Origin of the sequence: Variovorax ginsengisoli (assembly GCF_030811835.1) — a bacterium.
GTDB lineage: Bacteria > Pseudomonadota > Gammaproteobacteria > Burkholderiales > Burkholderiaceae_C > Variovorax > Variovorax ginsengisoli_C.
Genome location: NZ_JAUSRO010000007.1, coordinates 107,675 through 128,560 on the forward strand (window position 1 = coordinate 107,675; position 20,886 = coordinate 128,560).

16 protein-coding genes are annotated in these 20,886 nt (G+C 68.6%); 2 read left to right on the top strand and 14 right to left on the bottom strand.

Annotated elements, in window-relative coordinates:
* Positions 1-18: 18 nt before the first annotated feature.
* The 10 genes from J2W36_RS12485 to mltA all read right to left on the bottom strand — a co-directional run bounded on the left by J2W36_RS12485 (position 19) and on the right by mltA (position 12,130).
* Positions 19-681, bottom strand: coding sequence for a class II aldolase/adducin family protein (locus J2W36_RS12485; protein ID WP_307690059.1), 663 nt, complete (start codon positions 679-681; stop codon positions 19-21).
* On the bottom strand, positions 678-1,949 hold the full coding sequence (gene otnK, locus J2W36_RS12490; RefSeq protein ID WP_307690060.1) for a 3-oxo-tetronate kinase: 1,272 nt from the start codon (positions 1,947-1,949) through the stop codon (positions 678-680). Before otnK ends, J2W36_RS12485 begins: the two co-directional genes overlap by 4 nt.
* A gap of 4 nt (positions 1,950-1,953) precedes the next feature.
* Positions 1,954-2,979 carry a D-erythronate dehydrogenase gene (gene denD / locus J2W36_RS12495; protein WP_307690247.1) on the bottom strand — a complete coding sequence of 342 codons (1,026 nt, stop codon included), beginning with the start codon at positions 2,977-2,979 and terminating at the stop codon, positions 1,954-1,956.
* 41 nt (positions 2,980-3,020) lie between these two features.
* Positions 3,021-3,908, bottom strand: coding sequence for an L-threonate dehydrogenase (gene ltnD, locus J2W36_RS12500; RefSeq protein WP_307690061.1), 888 nt, complete (start codon positions 3,906-3,908; stop codon positions 3,021-3,023).
* A gap of 31 nt (positions 3,909-3,939) precedes the next feature.
* Positions 3,940-5,253, bottom strand: coding sequence for an MFS transporter (locus tag J2W36_RS12505; protein ID WP_307690062.1), 1,314 nt, complete (start codon positions 5,251-5,253; stop codon positions 3,940-3,942).
* A 29-nt stretch (positions 5,254-5,282) separates the two neighbouring features.
* Positions 5,283-5,435, bottom strand: coding sequence for a hypothetical protein (locus J2W36_RS12510; protein ID WP_307690063.1), 153 nt, complete (start codon positions 5,433-5,435; stop codon positions 5,283-5,285).
* A gap of 106 nt (positions 5,436-5,541) precedes the next feature.
* Complete coding sequence (locus J2W36_RS12515; RefSeq protein WP_307690064.1) at positions 5,542-6,318, bottom strand: FadR/GntR family transcriptional regulator; 777 nt, start codon at positions 6,316-6,318, stop codon at positions 5,542-5,544.
* Between the two features lie 71 nt (positions 6,319-6,389).
* Entirely contained in the window at positions 6,390-8,636 is a 2,247-nt protein-coding gene (locus J2W36_RS12520; protein WP_307690065.1) for a PhoX family protein, read from the bottom strand.
* 195 nt (positions 8,637-8,831) lie between these two features.
* Positions 8,832-10,832 (bottom strand): PhoX family protein, encoded by a 2,001-nt coding sequence (locus J2W36_RS12525; protein ID WP_307690066.1) that lies wholly within the window; start codon positions 10,830-10,832, stop codon positions 8,832-8,834.
* A 149-nt stretch (positions 10,833-10,981) separates the two neighbouring features.
* The gene (gene mltA, locus J2W36_RS12530; protein WP_307690067.1) at positions 10,982-12,130 is read right to left on the bottom strand and encodes a murein transglycosylase A; all 1,149 of its coding nucleotides are present in this window, start codon (positions 12,128-12,130) and stop codon (positions 10,982-10,984) included.
* Between mltA and J2W36_RS12535 the strand changes: the two genes are divergently transcribed.
* Both J2W36_RS12535 and J2W36_RS12540 read left to right on the top strand, forming a co-directional pair.
* Entirely contained in the window at positions 12,129-12,290 is a 162-nt protein-coding gene (locus J2W36_RS12535) for a hypothetical protein (RefSeq protein ID WP_307690068.1), read from the top strand. The genes mltA and J2W36_RS12535 overlap by 2 nt on opposite strands.
* A gap of 223 nt (positions 12,291-12,513) precedes the next feature.
* Entirely contained in the window at positions 12,514-13,152 is a 639-nt protein-coding gene (locus J2W36_RS12540) for a YiaD family glycine zipper/OmpA-like lipoprotein (RefSeq protein WP_307690069.1), read from the top strand.
* 3 nt (positions 13,153-13,155) lie between these two features.
* Here the strand turns inward: J2W36_RS12540 and J2W36_RS12545 are convergent, their stop codons facing one another.
* The 4 genes from J2W36_RS12545 to J2W36_RS12560 all read right to left on the bottom strand — a co-directional run bounded on the left by J2W36_RS12545 (position 13,156) and on the right by J2W36_RS12560 (position 20,874).
* The gene (locus J2W36_RS12545; RefSeq protein ID WP_307690070.1) at positions 13,156-13,782 is read right to left on the bottom strand and encodes a response regulator transcription factor; all 627 of its coding nucleotides are present in this window, start codon (positions 13,780-13,782) and stop codon (positions 13,156-13,158) included.
* Between the two features lie 22 nt (positions 13,783-13,804).
* Complete coding sequence (locus J2W36_RS12550; protein ID WP_307690248.1) at positions 13,805-15,769, bottom strand: sensor histidine kinase; 1,965 nt, start codon at positions 15,767-15,769, stop codon at positions 13,805-13,807.
* 180 nt (positions 15,770-15,949) lie between these two features.
* Positions 15,950-16,792 carry a carbon-nitrogen hydrolase family protein gene (locus J2W36_RS12555; protein ID WP_307690071.1) on the bottom strand — a complete coding sequence of 281 codons (843 nt, stop codon included), beginning with the start codon at positions 16,790-16,792 and terminating at the stop codon, positions 15,950-15,952.
* Positions 16,789-20,874, bottom strand: a complete 4,086-nt coding sequence (locus tag J2W36_RS12560; RefSeq protein WP_307690072.1) for a YhdP family protein — start codon at positions 20,872-20,874, stop codon at positions 16,789-16,791. The genes J2W36_RS12555 and J2W36_RS12560 overlap by 4 nt, the downstream gene beginning before the upstream one ends.
* Between the last annotated feature and the right edge of the window lie 12 nt (positions 20,875-20,886).

The window sequence follows — 20,886 nt, forward strand, 5'->3', positions numbered from 1 at the left end:
TCTCTGGAGGTGGATGGCTTACCAGCGCGCGCCGAAGGTGCGGCGCAGGTCGTCGATCTGGTGGTCGGCAAGGGGGGCGGGTTCGTGGGGGGCAAGCAGCCGAAGCCGCGCGGTTTCCTCGAGTTCTTCGAGCACGGCCATGGCCGCGCCCGGCGTGTCGTGCCAGACGTTCGGGCCCAGGCGCGACAGCATCACGGCGCGGATCGGTGTGCCGGCATCGCCCTGACGTGCAATGGCTGCAGCCACGGCTTCGGCGGCTTCGGTGGCACCCGGGCGATGGTAGGGAATCACTGGCACATGGCCGACCTTCATCACGAAATAGGGCGTGAGCGCGCCCAGCAGTTCATCGCGGTCGTGCTGCAGCGTGAGCGCGACGCAGTGCGTGCTGTGCGTGTGGATGACGCAGGCCGTGGCTGGGTCGAAGCGCCGCGCCGCCGCGTAGATGCGGGTGTGCAACGCGATGGTCTTGCTGGCGCGGTCGCCGCCTGTCTGCACGCCTTGCGCATCGAGGCGCGCCAACCGTGCCGGGTCGAGAAAGCCCAGGCAGGCATCCGTCGGCGTGATGAGGAAGCCATCGTCGAGCCGCACGCTGATGTTGCCGGCCGTGGCATGCACATAGCCGCGCTCGAACAGGCTGCGTCCGACGCGGCAGATTTCGTCGCGAGCGTCGTTCTCGGTCATGCGAGCGCCTTGAAGGCCTTGCTGAAAAAGTCGTCGGCGCCGAAGTTGCCGGACTTCAGCGTCAGGTGCACGCCCGCGCCACCGGCTGCCTCGGCCAACGCATGGCACCACGGCACGCCGGGATCGATCTGCGGCCCGATCTGCATCTGCGTGATGCCCAGCGCCTGCACGCAGGCCCCCGAGGTTTCGCCGCCGGCCACGACCAACTGGCGAACGCCGAGCGCGACCAGGCCGCGGGCGATGGCGGCGATGGTGCGCTCGACCATCGCGCCGGCTTCCTCGACACCGAGGCGTCCCTGCACGGACTTCACGGCGTGGGTCTCTGCGGTGGAGTAGACCAGCACGGGGCCGTCCGCCAGCAGCGGCTCGGCCCAGGCCAGCACCTCGGCTGTCACGTCTACGCCCGCCGCGATGCGCAGGGGGTCGATGGCCATCGCCGGGCGACCGGTCTGGATGAAGGCCATCACCTGCCGGTTGGTCGCGATCGAGCAGCTGCCCGACACCACGGCCTGCAGCCCGCCCGCGGCCGGGAGTGCGCTCGCCTGCGACGACGGCGCGATGCCGAAGTTGGCCGGCAGCCCGATCGCCACCCCCGAGCCGGCCGTCACCAGCGGCATGGCCGCCAGCGCCGGACCCAGGCGCAGCAGGTCGTCGTTGGAGACCGCATCGACCACTGCCACGCCCACACCCTCGCCGCGCAACTGCGCGATGCGCTCGCGCACCGCCTCGGCGCCGCGCGCCACCACCGTATGGTCGATAAGGCCGACCTTGCGCGTCGTCTGCGCCTGCAGCACCCGCACCAGGTTCGCGTCGGTCATCGGCGTGAGCGGATGGTTCTGCATGCCGCTTTCGTTGAGCAGCACGTCGCCGACGAAGAGATAGCCCTTGAACACCGTGCGCTTGTTGTCGGGGAAGGCCGGCGTGGCGATGGTGAAGTCGCTGCCCAGCGCGTCCATCAGCGCCTCGGTGACCGGGCCGATGTTGCCGGCGGCCGTGCTGTCGAAGGTCGAGCAGTACTTGAAGTAGATCTGCTGCGCGCCTTGCGCCTGCAGCCACTTCAACGCATCGAGCGACTGCGCGATGGCGTCGGCCGGCGCGATGGTGCGCGACTTGAGCGCCACTACCACGGCGTCGACATCGGCGGCCAGTGGCGCGCTCGGCACGCCGATGGTCTGCACCACGCGCACGCCGGCGCGCACCAGGTTGTTGGCGAGATCGGTCGCGCCGGTGAAGTCGTCGGCGATGCAGCCGAGGGCAAGGGAGGTCATGGGCTCAGGCCTTCATTGGCAGGTTCACAGGCAGTGTGACGGCCTGCGGGTTGTCGCGCACATAGTCGCGCAGGATGGCATCGAAGCTCGCATCGGCCGACAGGCCCAGGCCTTCGGCACGTGCGGCGTGGATGCGGCTGGGCCAGTTCGTGACGATGGCGGCGATGCCGGCGTCGGGCTGCCAATCGATCAGGTCGGTGGCGGCCGTGCCGGCGATGCGTTCGAGCGCCTGCGCCATCTCGCGCACGGTCGTGGTCAGCGCTGGCAGGTTGACGGCCGTGCGTGCGCCCCATTGGGTGGGTGACGCCGTGGCTGCACGGATCAAGCCAGCCACGGTGTTGGCCGGCGATGCGAGCGCCACGGCGGTGTCGGGCGGCACCGGGCAGACTGCGCGCTGGCCGGCCAGCGGTTCGCGCAGCATGCCGCTCAGGAAGCTGGAAGCGGCGCCGTTCGGCCGCCCCGGGCGCACCGACACGGTCATCAACCGCACGTTGCGCCCACGCACGAAGCCCTTGCGGGTGAAGTCGGCGACCAGTTGCTCGCCGATGAACTTCTGAATGCCGTAGCTGTTCTGCGGCGTGGGCAACGTGGTGTCTTCGATGGTGGCGGGCAGCGGCTGTTCGGGGGAATTTCCGAACACCGCCACCGAGCTGGAGAACACGAAGACCGGCGTCTGGCCGCTGCGGCGCAAGGCCTGTAGCAACGCGCGAGTGGCGTCGATGTTGCTGCGCAGGCCAAGGTCCAGGTCGGCCTCGCAGTCGCCGCTCACGGCGGCGGCCAGGTGGAACACGAGGTCGATGTCTGCACCGGGCAGTTGCGCGTTGTCGATCAGTTCGTTGAGGTCGCCGCCGACGAAGCGGACGCGCGCATCGGCCTGCAGGTCGGCCGGCGGCGGCACGCGGTCGGCCAGCGTGATCTGCGCGATGGCCTGCGGCGCCGCGCCGTCGAGCGCCAGCGGGCCGCCTGCGAGCAGCGTGCGTGCCAGCCGCGCGCCGAGGAAGCCGCAGCCGCCGGTGATGAGGATGTTCAGGGACATGGTGATGCTTTGAAGTGTGGCGCGGTCGGGCGCGGTCAGGCCTTCTTCGGCAGCTCGATGCCGGGGAAGATCTTGATGACCGCGCTGTCGTCCTCGCGCGCGAAGCCGGCCGTCGAGGCCTGCATGAACATCTGGTGCGCGGTCGAGGCCAGTGGCAGCGGGAATTTGCTGGCGCGTGCGGTGTCGAGCACCAGGCCCAGGTCCTTCACGAAGATGTCCACCGCCGAGAGCGGCGTGTAGTCGGCCGCCAGCACGTGCGCCATGCGGTTCTCGAACATCCAGCTGTTGCCCGCGCTGTTCGTGATGACTTCGTACAGCGCCTTGGCCTCCACGCCCTCGCGCAGCCCCAGCGCCATCGCTTCGGCGGCAGCGGCAATGTGCACGCCTGCGAGCAACTGGTTGATGATCTTGACCTTACTGCCCGCGCCCGCCTTGTCGCCCAGGCGGTAGACCTTGGCGGCCATCGCGTCGAGCAGGTCGCCGCACTTCGCATAAGCCGCAGGCGTGCCGGCGGTCATCATGGTCATCTCGCCGCTGGCGGCCTTGGCCGCGCCGCCGGAGATCGGTGCGTCCAGGTAGAGCACGCCGAGTTCGGCCAGGCGCGCTTCGAGCGCGATCGACCAGTTCGGGTCGACCGTCGAGCACATCACGAACACGCTGCCGCGCGGCATGACCGAGGCCGCACCGTCGGGGCCGAACAGCACGGCTTCGGTCTGCGCCGCATTCACGACCACCGACACCACCACGTCGCAGCCCGCGGCCAGCGCGGCCGGCGACGCGCAGGCGGTGCCGCCCTCGCTGGCGAAGGCGGCGGCCGCTTCGGGCCGCACGTCGAACACGCGCAGCGCGTGGCCGGCGCGTCGCAGCGAGCGGGCCATGCCGCTGCCCATGGCGCCAAGGCCGATCAATCCGATGGTGGTCATAGAGTCATCCTGAAGAAGAAGGGAAGAAAGGTCAGCGGTTCACGAGCTGCTTGGGCACGAACCACACCAGCAGCGCACCGATGACCAGGGAGCCGGCCAGCACGTACATGCCGATCTGCGTGCTGCCGGTCGTGTCTTTGAGGTAACCGATCAGGTAGGGGCTGACGAAACCCGCCAGGTTACCCACCGAGTTGATCACGGCGATGCCTGCCGCCGCCGCCGTTCCTGAGAGAAAGGCGGTGGGCAGCGACCAGAACAGTGGCGCGCAGGTAAGCACGCCCGCGGCAGCCAGCGAGAGGAACACCAGCGAGACGACCGTGTTGTGCGAGTAGGACGCCGCCACCGTGAAGCCGACCGCGCCCATCAGCGCCGGAATGATCAGGTGCCAGCGGCGCTCGCGCCGTTGGTCGGCGCTGCGGCCGAACAGGTTCATCGCGACGATCGCGCAAATGAATGGGATGGCGCTGAGCAGGCCGATGTTCAGGTTGCCCTGGATGCCCGTGGACTTGACCAGCGTGGGCAGCCAGAAGGTCAGCGCGTACTGGCCCATGACGAAGGCGAAGTAGATCGCGGCCATCCACCAGATGCGGCGGTCGCTGAAGACGCCGGCCACTGTGTGCGGCCCCTTCTTGCCGTGCTGCTGGTCGACCTCGATCTCGCGCGTCAGCAGTTGCTTTTCTTCTGCATTCAGCCACTTGGCCTTGGCGATGCCGTTGTCCAGGTAGAACAGCACGGCCACGCCGATCAGCACCGCCGGCACGGCCTCGATCACGAACATCCACTGCCAGCCGCTGAGCGAGGACGAGCCGTGGAACGCGTCCATGATCCAGCCCGACAGCGGGTTGCCGAAGATGCCTGCGACGGGAATGGCCGACATGAACACCGCGATGATCTTGGCACGCCGGTGCGCCGGGTACCAGTAGGTCAGATACAGGATCACGCCCGGATAGAAGCCGGCCTCGGCCGCGCCCAGCAGGAAGCGCAGGATGTAGAAGCTCGTCGGCGTCTTCACGAACATGAAGCAGGCCGACAACAGGCCCCAGGTGATCATGATCCGCGCGATCCAGATGCGCGCGCCGACCTTGCTCATCAGCAGGTTGCTCGGCACTTCGAACAGGAAATAGCCGAGGAAGAAGATGCCGGCGCCCAGGCCGAACACGGTTTCGCTAAAGCCCAGGTCCTGGCCCATCTGCAGCTTGGCGAAGCCCACGTTCACGCGGTCGAGGTACGCGATCACGTAGCAGAGCATCAGGAAGGGCACGAGGCGCCAGAACACCTTGGCATAGGTGCGGCGCTCGAGTTCGCTTTCCGCGGGCGGGTGGCCGGCGAGGGTCGAGGTGGTCATACGGGTTCCTTGTGATTCGATGGAGTGGCTCAGTCGAGCCGGATGCGGGCGAAGTCGGCGACCTTCTTCCAGCGCACCGCATCGGCGGCCGCGCGGCGGTAGGGGATGTGGGCGAGGGAGGGCGCGGCGAGCGGTGCCAAGGTGGCATCTACAGCGCTCGCAAGGAAGTTCCTGCGGATCACGACGTCTCCTGATGTGCGACGCCCCGAACTCTGCGTCGATGTTGATTTATCAGGTCATCATACAAATTAGAGGTGATTTCACGGACTGGGGATTACCCGGAGTTCGTCAGCGCAGGGGCGGCAGTCCGCCGGTCAGCGGGCGTGCCAGTGCCTCGCCTTCCTGCTGCCAGAAGGCCGGGTCGGCCTGCTCGATGCGATGGATGGCGTTGTCCATGTGCCCGGCGGCGGCCAGCCGTGCCTGCACCGGATCGCCCGCCTCGATCGCCCGCACGATGTGGGCGTGCTCGTCGGCCACTTGGCGCGCGAAGTCGACCCGGCGTGCCTCGTTGGCTCGGGTCACACGCGTCGCGCCAACCAGGAACTGGCCCAGGTAGCGCAGCGTGTCGATCAGGAACGGGTTGCGCGCCGCATCCGCAATGGCGCGATGGAAGGCCACGTCCTCGGCCACGCCATCGCCGCCGCGCGCCACCGCGTCGGCCAGCGCGGTGATGGCGGCGCGGATCTGCACCAAGTCCCCGGGTTGCCGGCGCTGGGCCGCCAGCACGGCGACCTCGGCCTCCAGCGCACGCCGCACCTCGACGATCTGCACCACGGCCGACTTGGAGCCGGCATAGCGCATGTCGAAGCTCAGCGGTGCGAAGCCGGCCTCGCGCACGAACATGCCGCTGCCCTGGCGCGAATCGACCAGGCCGAGCGACTTCAAGCGCGAGACGGCTTCGCGGATCACCGTGCGGCTGACGGCGAACTGCTCGGCCAGCGCGGTCTCGGTCGGCAGCTTGAGCCCGGCCGCCAGCCGGCCGGCACGGATTTCGGCCTCGAGCGCTTCGGCCACCCGGTCGGAGAGCCGGGCGCCCGGCGTGAGGGACTGGAACAGGGCGGTCATGCGATGCACGGGGTCATCGCCGGACTCTAGCGCATGCCCCGCAGCGCATGCCGCGGGGCAGGTCGCTTTTTCTACAGGCCGATCAGGCCGCCGTCGTTGCGGGTGATCACCACGGTCGCCGAACGCGGGCGGGCGCTGCCGCCGTCCGGCCAGTGGCTGCCGAAGCTGGCCGGGTCGGTGTACGTCGGGCGGGTGTCTTCGCCAGGGTGCTGGATGTTCACGAAGAGCGCGCGGCCGTCGCCGGATTCGGCAATGCCCGTGATCTCGCACTCCTTCGGGCCGACCAGGAAGCGGCGCAGGCCGGCCGCGCCAGGCGCCGCGCCGACGATGGTTTCCTGGGCGCGCGAGGTGGCACCGTCGACGTTGGTGATGGTCTTGCGGGCACCGTCGCCCACCTTGCCGGGCAGCGCGGCCAGCAGCATGCAGTTGGTGACGTCGGTGTAGGCGCCGTCGTCGGTCTCCAGCCACAGCAGGCCGGGTGTGGCTTCGCTGAACCACAGACCGTCGGGGCTGGAGAAGTCGTTGTCGGCCGAGAGCTGCGACAGGTTGATGTCCGACGAGGCGGTCGAGCGCGCGCCGAACAGGTACACATCCCACTTGAAGGTCAGCGAGGCCGGATTGGCGTTGTCGTCCGCAAAGCGCACGATGTGGCCGTTCGGGTTGCCGCGCTGTGCCGTGGCCGCGCTGCCCTTGGGGTCGTTGTAGAAGCGCGGATTGGCCGCGTCGGTGGCACCGATGGGGCGCGAGGCCGCGTTGGTGTTGGTCAGCGTGACGTACACCTCGCCCGTCTTCGGGTTGACCGCCGTCCATTCGGGGCGGTCCATCTTGGTGGCACCGGCGATGTCGGCGGCCAGGCGGGTGTTGACGAGCACGTCGGCCGCATCGGCAAACGCGTAAGGCGTGGCCGTGGTGGTGATGCCGTTGGCGCCCAGCGCGATGGCCAGCCACTGGCCGGTGCCGTCGGCGTTGAACTTGGCGACGTAGAGCTTGCCGTCGTCCATGTACTTGTCGCCCGCGGCCATGCCACCGCCGATGTCGGCCGCGTCCCAGTTCTTCGTGGAGACGAACTTGTAGACGTATTCGTTGCGCGAGTCGTCGCCCATGTACCAGACCAGCGGCTTGCCGACCACGACCGGGCCCAGGCAGGCGCCTTCGTGTCCGAAGCGGCCCAGCGCAGTGCGCTTCTTCGGCGTGCTCAGCGCGTCGAAGGGGTCGATCTCGACGACCCAGCCGTAGGTGTTCGGGCCATTGCGGTAGTCGTCGACGGCTGCGGCGCCGAGCACTTCGGCGTTCCAGCGGCCGTACACGTTGTCGGCGGTGTCAGGCGTGACGGTGGCCCAGAGCTCACGGCCGGTGCCCGCTACGCCGTAGCGCGCGAGCGAGATGAGCTCGCGCGGGCTGCGGTTGGCGTTGTCGGAGGCGGTGATGCGGCGGAAGTAGCCGGCCCAGTTTTCCTCGCAGGTGAGGTAGGTGCCCCAGGGCGTGGTGCCGTTGGCGCAGTTGTTCACCGTGCCGCGCGTCGTGCTGCCATCGGTGGAGTACTTGGTCTTCATGGCGTTCGATTTGGCCGCGGGGCCCGACAGCGTCATCGGGGTGAGCGTGTGCACGCGGCGGTTGAAACCCGATGCCTGCTTGTAGCTCCACTTGGCGGCGCTCTTGCTGATCTCGATGACGCTCACGCCGTGCAGGTAGAACTCGCGCATGACTTCTTCGGCCACCGTGCGTACCTGGGCGTTGCCGCTGCCGGTGGAGGTCTGGCCGGTGGGGTGCAGGAAGGACGGCGTGATGGCTTCGTGGTTCATGACCAGCAGGCCGCGGTCGGCGGCGGTGGGGAGCCACTTGCCGCTGGCGTCCATGCCGAAGTAGGTCATGCCGTCGTGGTGGTCGCCCGCGCGGCGGTCGTAGCTGGCGGCTGCGTCGGTGCCGTCGTTGGCATAGGCGGTCACGCCGGTGGCGATCGGGTCGCCCAGGCGGTAGAGCACGCTGGCGGTGTAGCCGGCGGGCACGGCGACGACGTCGGCCAGGCCCTTGGGCACGGCATTGAAGCCGAGCTTGGCGGCTGCCGGGGCGGGGGCCGGCGCTGGGGCTGGCGCAGGGGCCGGCGCGGGCGCAGGCGCCGGGGCTGCCACGGCGTCGTCGCTGCCGCCACCGCAGGCCGTGAGCAGGGCCGCGCCGGCTGTGCCGACGCCCAGGCCGAAGAGCTTGCGGCGGCTCAGGCGGGCCGCGATCAGGTCGTTGAATTCGGGATTCGAGGTCGGGTTGTGGCCGATGTCGTCCGGGTCGATCAGGGGCGCATCGTTCGAGGTCTTCGCGTTCATCTTGCTGTGCTTTCTGTGGGGTACGGGACAGGGGGAAATCCAGGGCCGTACGCTAAAAGCGCGATATGACGGATCGAAGTCAGCTTCCAGTCAGGTAAGGACAGTCATCACCCTGTCACAGAGCGAACACGGGTCGCCGGAAAAGAAAAACGGCCGCTGTCAGCGGCCGTTGGTTGCAAGGGGCGATGCGCCCGGTCAGCTCTTCTTGGCGCCCATCGAGAACTGGACCGGATTGGCCGTCAGGTAGCCAACGGCAGCGCCGAAGCGGTCCTTGTAGTTGGCGCGCACCAGCGGGTCGAGTTGCGTCTTGACGGTCGCGTGAATGCCGCCCCAGTCGCCCGGATGCTGGAAGTTGCTCATGATGTAGGTCCAGCCGTTGAGTTCATCGACGGCATGCAGGCCGGTCGATTCGCCACCGGCCGGGATCGACATGATGCGCGCCAGCTTTTTCGTGTCGACGTTGTACGCCCACAGGAAGTTGTTGACGTGCTGGCTGCTGTCTTCGCCGATGAAGAGGGTGCGCATCTTCTCGGAGAACTTCAGGTTGTCGGGGTTGCCGATCTTGTCCGGGTTGGCGGTGTTGCCCAGCGCGTCCGCCGCGATGTCTTCACCCACCAGCAGGGCGTGGGTCTGCGTGGGCACCCAGTCGCTGTTGATCGCGGCACCGCTGGTGTCCTTCTGGCCACCGGCCAGGTTGTGTGCCATGACGCCGCCAGCGCCCAGCTTCTTGGGCAGTGCGATGTTCGTGGCGGCGCTCCAGCCCTTGCCGCCGCTGACCATCGAGTCCTGGATGTTCTGCAGTGCGGAATAGGCGACCTTGTCCTTGATGTTGACCGTGGTGCCCTCCATCTTCGTGAACGCCATGCTGGCGCCCTTGAGGTTGGCATAGCGATGGGTTTCCAGGAAGGCGGCGGCTTTCTCCATGCCCGGCTGCAGCTTGACCCAGTTGGCCACGCCGTCGGCGTACAGCTTGGTGTAGCTGGCATCGTTCGGGTCGGTCGTGACCACGCTCATGATGTCGGACGCCTTGAGCGTGTTGGCCAGGCGCTCGATCTCGGCGCTGGTCGCATGGCCCAGGTTGATCCAGCTCATCTTGGTGGCTGGCGCTGCCGGATCGATCGAATAGCCCGCGTCGTAGCGCGCCACGTACAGCGTGCCGGCCGACAGGTCCTTTTCCTTGTCGGCGACGAACATGAAGAAGCCGCCGTTGGTGTAGTCGTCGCCCATGATGGCGGTGCGGTTGTCCGGCATCACCTGGATCAGCTCGTGCGAGATGCGGCCCATGCAGTAGTGCTTCTTCACGCTGCCCGTGCCGTCCGGGTTCACCGTGATTTCCGGCAGGTGGCCGTAGTGGTATGGGTTGGCGACGGTCTCGCTGCCAAACACGTTCTTGCTGTAGGCCTTGAACATCGCGTTGGTCGAGATGAAGGCGGCATCAGGCTCGTACTCTTCGCTCGACAGGTGCGTGTTCCAGGGCGACAGGCTGGCACCGCAGGTGATCCACAGGCCGTGCGCTGCCGACATGTCGACGTTGTGGTACTTCACCAGGCTCAGCTTGCCGGTGGCCGGGTCCTGGTCGAGCGTGAGCACGGCGATCGGCGAAGGCAGCGTGCCGTACGTGCTGTTGCCGGCCTGGTCGCGCGTGGTGTATTCGAACTGCACCACCGCGAAAACAGTATGGCCCTTGACGCCCGCAACGCTGGGGTTGGACAGCGCCAACAGCGAGGTGCCGTCGGGCGAGTCCGAGAAGAACTGGCGCGCCTTGCCGGCCACGGACGCGTCGACGATCGGCTGGTTGTAGGCGTCGTAGTAGCCGCCCGAGACCACCTGGCCACCCTTGCCGTCGGGCACCAGGTCGCCAGTCACGAAGAAGGGCTGGTAGGCGAGCTCGAAGGTGGTGCTGCTGCCGTCGTCGTAGCCGATGGTGAGCGTGGAACCCACGGTCGTGGTCGCCATGGCGGCCGGTGTGCTCAGCGTCGGCGCGGCCATGCCGTTGAAGGTCGCCGACACGTAGTTGCGTGCAACCGCCGGCGCGGGGGCAGGCGCAGGGGCAGGTGTGGGAGCCGCTGCGGCGACCCCGTCGTTGCCGCCACCGCAGGCGGCGAGGAGGGCGCTGCCGCCCAGGGGCAGCAGAGGGGCGCCGAAGAGCTTGAGCGCCAGACGACGCGAAGTCGTGCGAGCGATGGAATCTGTCATGTTGTTTTTTCCAGGGTCGTGGGTAAGCGCCGAAAGCCTTTGTTCAGCTTCCAGTCAGGTGCGAACATAGGTCGCCCCCGTGACGGTTTCATGACGCCGTCCGCTCTCTCTCCTGCCCATTCGCCCCTGCCGGCGCGCGGCTCAGCCGCTCATTTCGGCCAGAGTGCCCACAGCCGCAGCGGCTGATTGACCGTGGCCGCGAGCCTGCCCGCCTCCTGGCCCGTGCCAGCGAAGTAGTCGGCGCGTACCGCGCCCAGAATGGCACTGCCGGTGTCCTGCGCCACCACGAGCTTTTGCAACTGCACCGTCGGGCCTGGCGATGCCAGCCAGACCGGTGTGCCGTAGGGAATGCTGTCGCGGTCGACCGCGATCGAGCGCCCGGCCGTCAGTGGCACGCCCTGCGCGCCACGCGGACCGAACGCCGCATCGAGTTCGCTGAGCGCCTCTTCGCGGAAGAACACGTAGCGCGGATTGCTCCACATGAGCTGCTGTACGCGCTGCGGGTTCTGGGCGACCCAGGCCTTGGTGTCGTCGGGCCAGCGGCTCACCCGGCCCACTCCCTGGCTGATGAGCCATTGCTGGATGCTGCGATAGGGTTGCTCGTTGGTGCCCGCGAAAGCCACCCGCACGATGCGCTGGCTGCCGTCGGGCTCGGTGATGCGTAGGCGCCCGGAGCCCTGGATGTGCAGCATCATGGCGTCGACCGGATCGGCCATCCAGGCGATCTCGCGCCCGCGCACGGCGGCCTGCGCTTCGGGCAATGTCTCGATCTGCTGGCGCGTGAACCAGGGCCTGCGGGCCACCAAGCCGGGCGGCGCGGCGTACAACGGCACGTTGAACTGCGCCGAGGGCCGGCGCGAGGCTTCGTACACCGGTTCGTAATAGCTCGTGAGCTGGCCGTCGCTTTGGCCGGCGAGCGATTCGACGCGGTAGGGCTGCAGCCGATCGATCATCCATTGGCGCTGGGTGGCGTCGTCGGCGATCGCCAGGCGACGCACGTCCTGGCACAGCGGCGCGAACACGGCGTTCGGGCGCGCACAGTTGGCGATCATCGCGATCCAGCCCTCGTGCAGAGGATCGTCGGCAAAGCCCGGCAGTTCCGACCAGTCGACCGGTTGCCAGCGGCTCTTGGGGTGCGTGAGCGAGCCGGTCAGCGGGCCGGGTGCGACCGGAATGTTCGCCGTCGACGGCATCGCGGGAGAGGGTGTGGGGCTGGTGGGTGTGCGCGGTGCCACGCCGCAGCCGGCCAGCGTTGCTACGATCGCGAGCCCTACCAGCCACCGGAGTCCTTTTGTCATGGGTCTGATTCTGCTTGAAGCGCTCGCTGCGCTTGCCGTCCTGGTGTTGATTGTGTGGTGGACCATGTTCTCCGGACGCAAAGGCGGCGAAGTCGACGAGCTGCCACCCGCCCCTGAAATCTCTGCGCCGCGAAAGGAAGACGATCTACCGCGCGGGTAAATGTCACGCTTTGCCTGTCGGCCAATGGCCCGTCATGGCGTGCGTCGCAGGGCAATTGCTATCAAATCAATAGCTTAAAGTCGCCTATTGCCAATGGAAGATTGAATTTGAGGTCCGTCCGCCCCGGTTTTCGGCGCGGGGTTTCCCACCTTGAACCTGTGTGTCACGCCCTGATAATCCGCCCTTGATAGTCTGTTCACAACCGATACGCAAGGAGCCTCTCATGAAAAAAATCGTTCTCTCCACCGCCGCCCTCGCCGTCCTGCTCACTGGCTGCGCCGGCATGAGCGACACGCAGCGCAACACCGGTATCGGTGCAGGTGCCGGCGCGCTCGGGGGGGCCGCGATCGGTGCAGTGACGGGCGGCCGCGTCGGCACGGGTGCCGCCATCGGCGCCGGTGTGGGTGCACTCGGCGGCTACCTGTGGTCGCAGCGCATGGAAAACCAGAAGCGCCAGATGGAAGCTGCCACGCAGGGCACGGGCATCGGCGTGACGCAAACAGCCAACAACGAGCTCAAGCTGGCCATTCCGAGCGACGTGTCGTTCGACACCGGCCGTTCGGCCATCAAGTCGAACTTCGCGCCCATCCTGAACCAGTTCGCCGATGGCCTGCGCAACAATCCGCGTGCCGAAGTGCGCATCATCGGCCACACCGACAACACCGGTTCCGACGCCATCAACAACCCGCTGTCGGTCGACCGCGCGGCCAGCACGCGCGACTACCTGATCGCCCGTGGCGTGCCTTCCACTGCCTTCCGCATCGAAGGCCGCGGTTCGCGCGAACCGATTGCGAACAATGCGACCGACGCCGGCCGTGCGCAGAACCGCCGCGTCGAAATCTACGTCGGCGAGCGCGGCTGATCGTCAGAGCGCGCGCAGCAGGTTGGCCAGTTCGACGGCCGACCGGACTTCCATCTTGTCGAACACGCGCGCACGGTGCACTTCCACCGTGCGCACGCTGATCGACAGCTGATCGGCGATCAGCTTGTTGGGCAGTCCTTCGACCACCAGGCGCATCACGTCGCGCTCGCGATCGGTGAGTTCGGCGATGCGTCGGCGCAGCAGGTGCCGTGTCTGGCGCAGGTGCATCGCGCGCAGCGACTGCCCCAGTGCCTGCTCGATGCGGTCGACCAGTGCGTTGTCTGAAAAAGGCTTTTCGCAGAAGTCGAAGGCACCGCGCTTGACCGCATCCACAGCGGTCGGCACATCGGCGTGGCCGGTCAGGAAGATCACCGGCATTTCCTCGATCAGCCCGCGCTCGGCCAGCCGGTCGAACAGCACCAGCCCGCTGGTACCTGGCATGCGCACGTCCAGCAGCAGGCAGTGCGGTTGCAAGGGCATCGGTTCCTCGGCCAGCCGCAACTCGAACGTTTCGGCGCTCGCGTAATGTTCGCTGGCCAGGCGGCGCGAGCGCAGCAGCCAGGCCAGTGCTTCGCGCACGCTGGCATCGTCGTCGACGATGAAGATCAGGCCATCGATGAGGGGTTGCATAGGGCGTGGATTCTCGCCCTTTTCACGCGGTAGGCAGCGTGAAGCGAAAGACGGTGCCGCAAGGCCGGTTGGGCTCGAACAGCAGCACCCCGCCGTGTTGCTCGACGACCGTGCGACACAGGCTCAGGCCCAGGCCCATGCCGTCCGAGCGCGTGGTGAAGAAGGGCGTGAAGAGTTGCGCCGCGACGTCGGGCGGGATGCCGCCGCCGACATCGGCCACGGAGAACTCGAGCCAGCGCCGCGCATCCTGCGCACCGTCCGCCGTGCTGGCGGTGGCATGGCCGTCGGTCTCGCTGCCTCGCACGCGCAGCACCAGCACGCGCGTGTGCAGGTCGGGCAGGTCCATGGCCTGCATGGCATTGCGTGCGAGGTTCAACAGCACCTGCTCGACCAGTGTGCGGTCGCACATCACTCGCGGCAGCGTCTCGCCCAGGGCGAGGTCGATGCGTACGCCGAGCTTGCGCGCCTGCAACTGCACCAGTGGAAGCACCGCATCGACCAGCGCCTGCGGCGACACCGCTTCGCGTGTGCGGTCGCGCCGGCGCACGAAGTCGTGCACGCTGCGGATCACCTGGCCGGCGCGGTCGGCCTGCTCGGCGATGCGGCGCACCGCCATCTCGATGTCCGCGCGGTCGCCGTGCAGGTCGCCCCCGCCACTGCCGTGCAGCAGGTTGAGCGAGCCGCTCGCATAGCTGGCGATGGCGGCCAGCGGCTGGGTCAGCTCGTGGCTCAGCAGCGAGGCCATTTCGCCGACGGTGGCCAGCCGCGCACTGGCCTGCAGCCGTTCCTGGCTGGCGCGCGACAGCTCTTCGATGCGGCGCTGCTCGCTGATGTCGATGAAGGCGCTCATCCATCCGGTCTGCGTGCCTTGTGCATTGATCAGCGGTGCCTCGAAGATCAGCACTGGAATGCGCGTGCCGTCGCGGCGCATGAAGACCGATTCGAAACCCTCGCGCGGCGGCATGCCGCCGGCCAGGCGCAGCGTCTGGCGGCGCTGGTACTCGTGCGCCAGTTCGGTGGGCCAATAGGGCACGGCATCATCGATGCGGGTCAGTTCGTCGGCACTGAAGCCCACCATCTCGCAGAAGGCCGGATTGACGTAGGTGGTGCGGCCCTGCAGGTCGCGCGCGCGCAGGCCGGTGACCACCGAGTCTTCCATCGCCTTGCGAAAGGCCAGCGTGTCGGCGAGTTCGCGCTCGGCGCGCAGGCGCCGCCGGGTGTCGCGCGCCAGCAGCACCAGCACCGACACCAGCGCGATCGACATGGCGGTGACCAGGCCGGTGAGCATGTTGGGAAAGACGTCGGGCGCCGAGCGCCAGCCGTCCACGCGCAGCACCATGGGCGCACCGGTGAGATCGACCGGCTGCTCCGAGGTGAACACCCGGCTGCCCGTCCGGCGCGCCGTGCCCACGGAGGCCAGGCGGGTGCGGTCGGGCTCGGTCAGCGAGACCTCCTGGCCCCGCCGCAAGGTGGCGGCGACCAGTTCGGTGAGCACGTCGCGCAGTGCGTAGGTGGCGATCAGGTAGCCGCTGCGGCCGGCGGGCACGCACAGTTCCATCACTTCCAGGCCACCGTTCTCGGGGCGCGGCACGTAGTGGCTGGGCGAGTAGGCGGCACTGCCGGTCTGGCGCGCCAGTTCGCAGGCGAGCGACACGTCGGCCTGCTCGATGCCACGCGTGTTCTCGTCGAAGACGCGCATGCGGTAGGGCGTGTCGGCGACGGCCATGGTGCGCAGTTGCGCATCGCGCCATTCCAGGCGGAGCCATTCGCGGTGGCCGCGCATGAGCGGTGTCACGTCGCTGGTCCAGCGTTCGCTGTCGAGCCCGGCGGCCTGCAGCGCCTGCAAGGCCTGCTGGTTGCGCAGCAGGCCGGCGCGCAGGTCGGATGCTGCATCGGCGGTGTCGCGGTCGAGTGCGATCTGCACCTGTTCGGCCTCATGGCGGCCGGCCAGCCAGACCACGGTGACCAGCAGGCCCATCACCAGCATGGCCAGGATCAGCCAGAGGAACCAGCGCTGCCACACCGACCGCAGCAGTGCAAAGGCCTGCAGCACCGACGGGGGCAGCAGGCGCTGCACGGCCTGCGAGAGCGCATGGCGGCGCGCCGTGCGGGCAGCGAGTTTCAGGTCGGTCTCGGTTTCGATCTTGGGCACGGGTTGGGGCACATGTCAGGGCATCCGGGGGCGTCCCGTGTGGAGCACCTGGTGTGAAAGGGCCGGCAACTGCGCGCGGCAGTGCGCCACCTGCGCCGCGTCGAGGTCGAACAGCACCACACCTTCGTTGCTGGCCTGCTGCGCGACCACGGTGCCCCAGGGGTTGACCACCATCGACTGGCCCCAGGTCTGGCGGCCGTTTTCGTGCGTGCCGCCCTGCGCGGGCGCCACCACCCAGGCCAGGTTCTCGATGGCGCGGGCGCGCAGCAGCACCTCCCAGTGTGCGGCACCGGTGGTGTGCGTGAAGGCGCTGGGCACCAGCAGCAGCTCGGCGCCGCGTTGCGAGAGCGCACGGTAGAGCTCCGGAAAGCGCAGGTCATAGCAGACCGACAGGCCGATCTGCCAGCAATGGCCGTCGCGCGAAGGCAGCGCAAAGACGACGGGTTCGGTGCCGGGCGTGATCACGCGGCGTTCGTTGTAGTGCTCGCGGCCGTTGTCGAAGATGAAGAGGTGGATCTTGTCGTAGCGCGCCACGCAGCGGCCATCGGGCGCATAGGCCAGCGAGGTGTTGAAGACGTGCGCGTCGTCTTCGGGGCTCGCCAGCGGCAGCGTGCCGCCGACGATCCACAGGCCGAACTCGCGCGCCGCCTCGGCCAGGAAGTCCTGCACGGCACCCGCGCCGGGTGTCTCGCGCAGCGAAAGCTTGTCGGTGTCGCGCGCGCCCATGAGGCAGAAGTACTCGGGCAGCACGGCCAGCTCGGCGCCCGCGGCGGCGGCCTCGGCGAGCAACACGCGCGCGCGGGCCAGGTTGGCCTCGCGGCTCAGCGCGGACACCATCTGGATGGCGGCGGTCTTCATGGCAGGGTCTCCTTGTCAGTGCCTTCGCGGGCCGCACGCGGCACCTTGGTGATTTTCGGGTCGGCCCAGGTGCCTTCGATCTGGAACTCCTGCGTGGTGGCGGCCGTCAACGGCTTGCTCAACAGCGCCTGTGCGAGAAAGGTGCCCAGGCCCACCAGCGGGTTGATGGCGGTGGCCACCAGCGCGGCGGTGCCGGCGTTGATCTCCGGAATCACGACCACGCGCAGGTTCTGCGTCTCATGGGCGATGTCGGCCGAGCCGTCCATCAGCGCGGCGGCATTCACGCCCTTCATCTGCAGGTTGTTGGTGCTGGCCGTGCCCTGGCGGACCTGGACATCGCCGCGGATGAAGTCGAAGGCGAAGCCCTCGCTGAAAAGGTCGCGGAAGTCCAGCGTGAGCCGGCGCGGCAGGGCTTGCAGGTTCAGCACGCCCAGCAGTTTGGCCAGGCCGGGATCGGCCTTGAGGAACTGGCCCGCGCCCACGTCCAGCTTGAGTTGGCCGTCCAGGCTCGGGTAGTCGATGGTGAAGGGCGAGCCTTGCCACTGCACTTCGCCGTCGAGCCGGCCGCGGCCCCGGCGCAGCACGTCGGCCATGCCAAAGCGCGTGAGCAGCGCACCGGCATCGGCAATCTCCAGCTGGAAGGCCATCGCGGTGCGGCGCTGGTCGCTGCGCCGGCCAGTGGCGCTGGCGGCATTCGATGCGCCCGGCGCGGTCGCCCAGGTGCCCGTCGCCGTGAAGCGTGCCTCGGGCATGGTGAAGGCCAGCTTGTTGAGCCGCCATTCGCGGCCCGTGCCGCCGCGGTTCACCGCGTCGATCTCCACGCGGCCGAGCTGCTTGCCGAAGAGCTGGAAATCGTCGATCACCACGTCGAGTGCCGGCAGCGTGCCGGGCTGCTCGTCGAGCAGCGACTCCACCTCGGTCGCCTCGCTGCGTTCGATGCGCAGCCGCGCCAGCCGTGCGAACACGCGCCCGTCCTGCGCCTGGCGGTATTCGGCATAGCCGCTGAGCTCGTTGGCGTCGATGTTGGTGCGCCAGAGGGTGCCTTCGCGCGAGCCGCCGAGCACCACCTGGTGCAGCGTGCGCCCGCCAATGTCGAGTTGGTTGGCACGCACGGCCAGCAGCGTGGGCAGGTAGGCCTGCGGGTCGGCCGCGTTGTCGCTCTGTGCCGCGCCGGGCTGGACCGGGCTACCGGTGGCCTCGCCGAAAAGCGCCTTCCACTGCGGGATGTCCAGGCGCGCCAGATGGATGTTGGCCATCACGCCGCGCTCGGGCGGCACGGCCTGGGCGTCGGTGCCCAGGGCGATCGCGCCACGCAGCACGCGCGGTTCGCGGCCCGAGATGTCGCGCACGTAAAGCGCCGAGAGGCCTGTACCCAGCTCCAGCGAGATCTGGTCTTGCTGCATCGGCGGTGCGCTGCCCGCCCGTGCCTCGTGCAGCAGCAGCTTCTTCTCGAGCTTCAGCGGCATCGTCTCGTCGGCGGTCTTGGCCAGGGGGACGGGCAGGTCGACGGCCATGCCGATGAGGCTGCTGTTGAGCGAGAACTCGGGCACGCCTTCGCGCATCGACAGTGCCGCCGCATAGCTGGCGCTGCCGCGGGCCTTCTGGCCGATGCGCGCGAGCCAGTCGACCTCGCGCAGGCCGCGCAGGCCATCGGCGGTCACGGTGCCCTGGGCCTTCAGGTTCAGGTCGTTGCCTGCATACAGCCCCCGGCCTTCGACGCGCACCTCGCCGCCCGCCAGGCGGGCTTGAACGCTGGACAGCGAGAAGCCGTTTTCGGTCAGGCTGACCGTGCCGCGCACCTGTGTCAGCGGCGGTGCGGTGGGCATGAGCTGCAGGTCGTTGTCGGCCAGCACGATGCTGGCCTGCACCCGGGTTTTTTCCACGGCGTCGAGCGGCAGGTCGAGCTTGAGGCGGTAGGCCGCGTTGCCGCTGGCGCGCACCTGCGCCAAGTGCGTGGCGGCGTCGCCGGCCAGTGGCGCACCGGCGGCCAGCAGCTCGGCAATCGGCCCGCGCGCCTGCGCGTCGACCTTGAGCAGCGCGGCAGGATGCGCCATGTCGGCGATGCCGACGTCTGCCTGCGTGATCTCGATGTTGGGCGCGCCGGCCAGGCGTGCACGGGCATTGCGTACCGTCATGCCGGCGCGTTCGAACACCAGCTCGCCCGACACGTTCGTCAGCGGGGGCCAGGCCGGCGTGCCGGTCGCGGACTTGCCGGCGACCCCATGCGGCACGTAGGCATAGCGCACGTCGGCCACCTTGGCGGCAATGCGGAATTCGCCGTCGCGCGGGTCGGTGAAGGGCATGTCGTGCAGGTCGCCGCGCACGCGGAAGTCGACGGTGCTGGCGGTGCCACGCGTCACCGCGTCGCGCACGTAGTCGCGCGTGTCCTTGGGGATTTCCAGCGGCAGGTAGCGGAACACGCGGGTGCCGTCGGCGCGTGTCAACTGGCCCTGCAGGTCGAGCACGCCCGGCAAGCGTCCGCGGCCGTGCGAAGTGGCCGGGTCGCTGGTGCGCCAGGTGGCCCGCGCATGCCCTTCGGCATCGGCATTGGCAAAGCGCAGGTCCTTGACCTGCAGTTGCGCCTTGCCGTTGTCCAGCTTCCATTGCAGTTGCGCGGCCAACTGGTCGATCGGGATGCTGGGTTGCTCGAACACGCCAGGGAAATCCAGCATTCCCTTGGCAATGGACAGGGTGGCGCTGCCACCGGCCTGACTGGCGTCGAAGTCGATCGTCGCACCGCGCAGGCCGGGCACACCAACCGCCGCGGCGGCCTTGGCGGTGGTGGGTGCCGCCGCAGGTTGAGAGGCGATGCTCAGGCCGCTGACCCGGCCGCGGGCCTGGTAGCGCTCGGGTGCGCCGAGCGCGCCTTGCCAGCTGGCATCGATGTGGTCGACCACGCCGCGTGGCGCGTAGGCGTCGAGCACGTCGTGCGTGGCGCTGCCCAGCGGCAGGCGGTCCGCAATCAGCGCCAGCGCGGCCAGGTCGAGCCTGTCTGCACGCAGCGCGCCGTGTTCGGGTGTGCGGCCCTGTGCGGGCGTGTGCTGGAACCAGAAGTTGCCGCCGGGCCAGCGCAGGTCGTCGCCGGTGGTGAACTGCAGGTTGGTGGTCGAGAATTCGAAGGTCTGGTCCTTCATGCCGCTGGCCACACGGCCGGTCACGTCGCGCAGCACCAGCGGCTCGAGCCCGGCGGCCAGCGAGGTGTCGACGCGGGCGAGCGCCAGGTCGGCCGTCCCGCCCGCGATCCGTCCGTCCCTCACATCGGCCCAGGCGCGCACCGCGCCGTTGCCTTCGCGGATCCGGCCATCCAGCGTCACATAGCGGCCCAGGCGGCGCACGTCGATGTAGGGCAGGTCGGCGTAGAGCTGGCCGTCCCAGCGCTGCCAGTTGCCGGTGCGCACCGACAGCAGGGGCTGGCGAAAACGCCCGCGCAGCGTGAAGCGCTCACCCCAGCCCGCGGGTGGCGTGGCGTCCAGCCGCATGGCATGGCTGCGTGCGCCGTTGCGCGCGACGAAGCGTACATCGGTCAGCAGCAGGGGTTCGGCATCGCGCCGCTCGTCGGTCCAGCGCACGGTACCGCCCTGAATCACGAACTCGCGTTGTGCAAAAAACCAGTCGGTGCCGCGGGTCTCCGCACTGGCCCCGCTGGACAGGTCGAGCCCGGCCACGTGAAAGCGCCCCGCCTTGTCCAGACGCACGTCGACCTGGGGGTTCTCGATGTAGAGCTGCTCGAAGCTCAGGCGCCACACCGAGCGCGGGGAAACGCTGGCCACAATGCGTGCCAGTCGCAACGCCTCGCGGTGCTGCGGGTCTTCCAGCACGACGTCGCGCAACTCGAAGGTTGGGAAGATCTGGCCCGATCGCGCGGTGATGGACCCGATGCGAACGGGTACCCCGATGGCCTTGGAGGCTTGTCGTTCCAGCGCACTGCGGTAGTCGCCGATTCGCGGCACAATCCAGCCGTGTAGGACAACCACTGACAGCGCGAACAGCAGCCACGCGCCGATCAGCAGACCCAGCAGCCAGCGCGCCGCGACAGCGGTGATGTGGAGCAGACGTGAAGGGGGGGACGCCGTGTCGTTCATTAAGGATCGTGC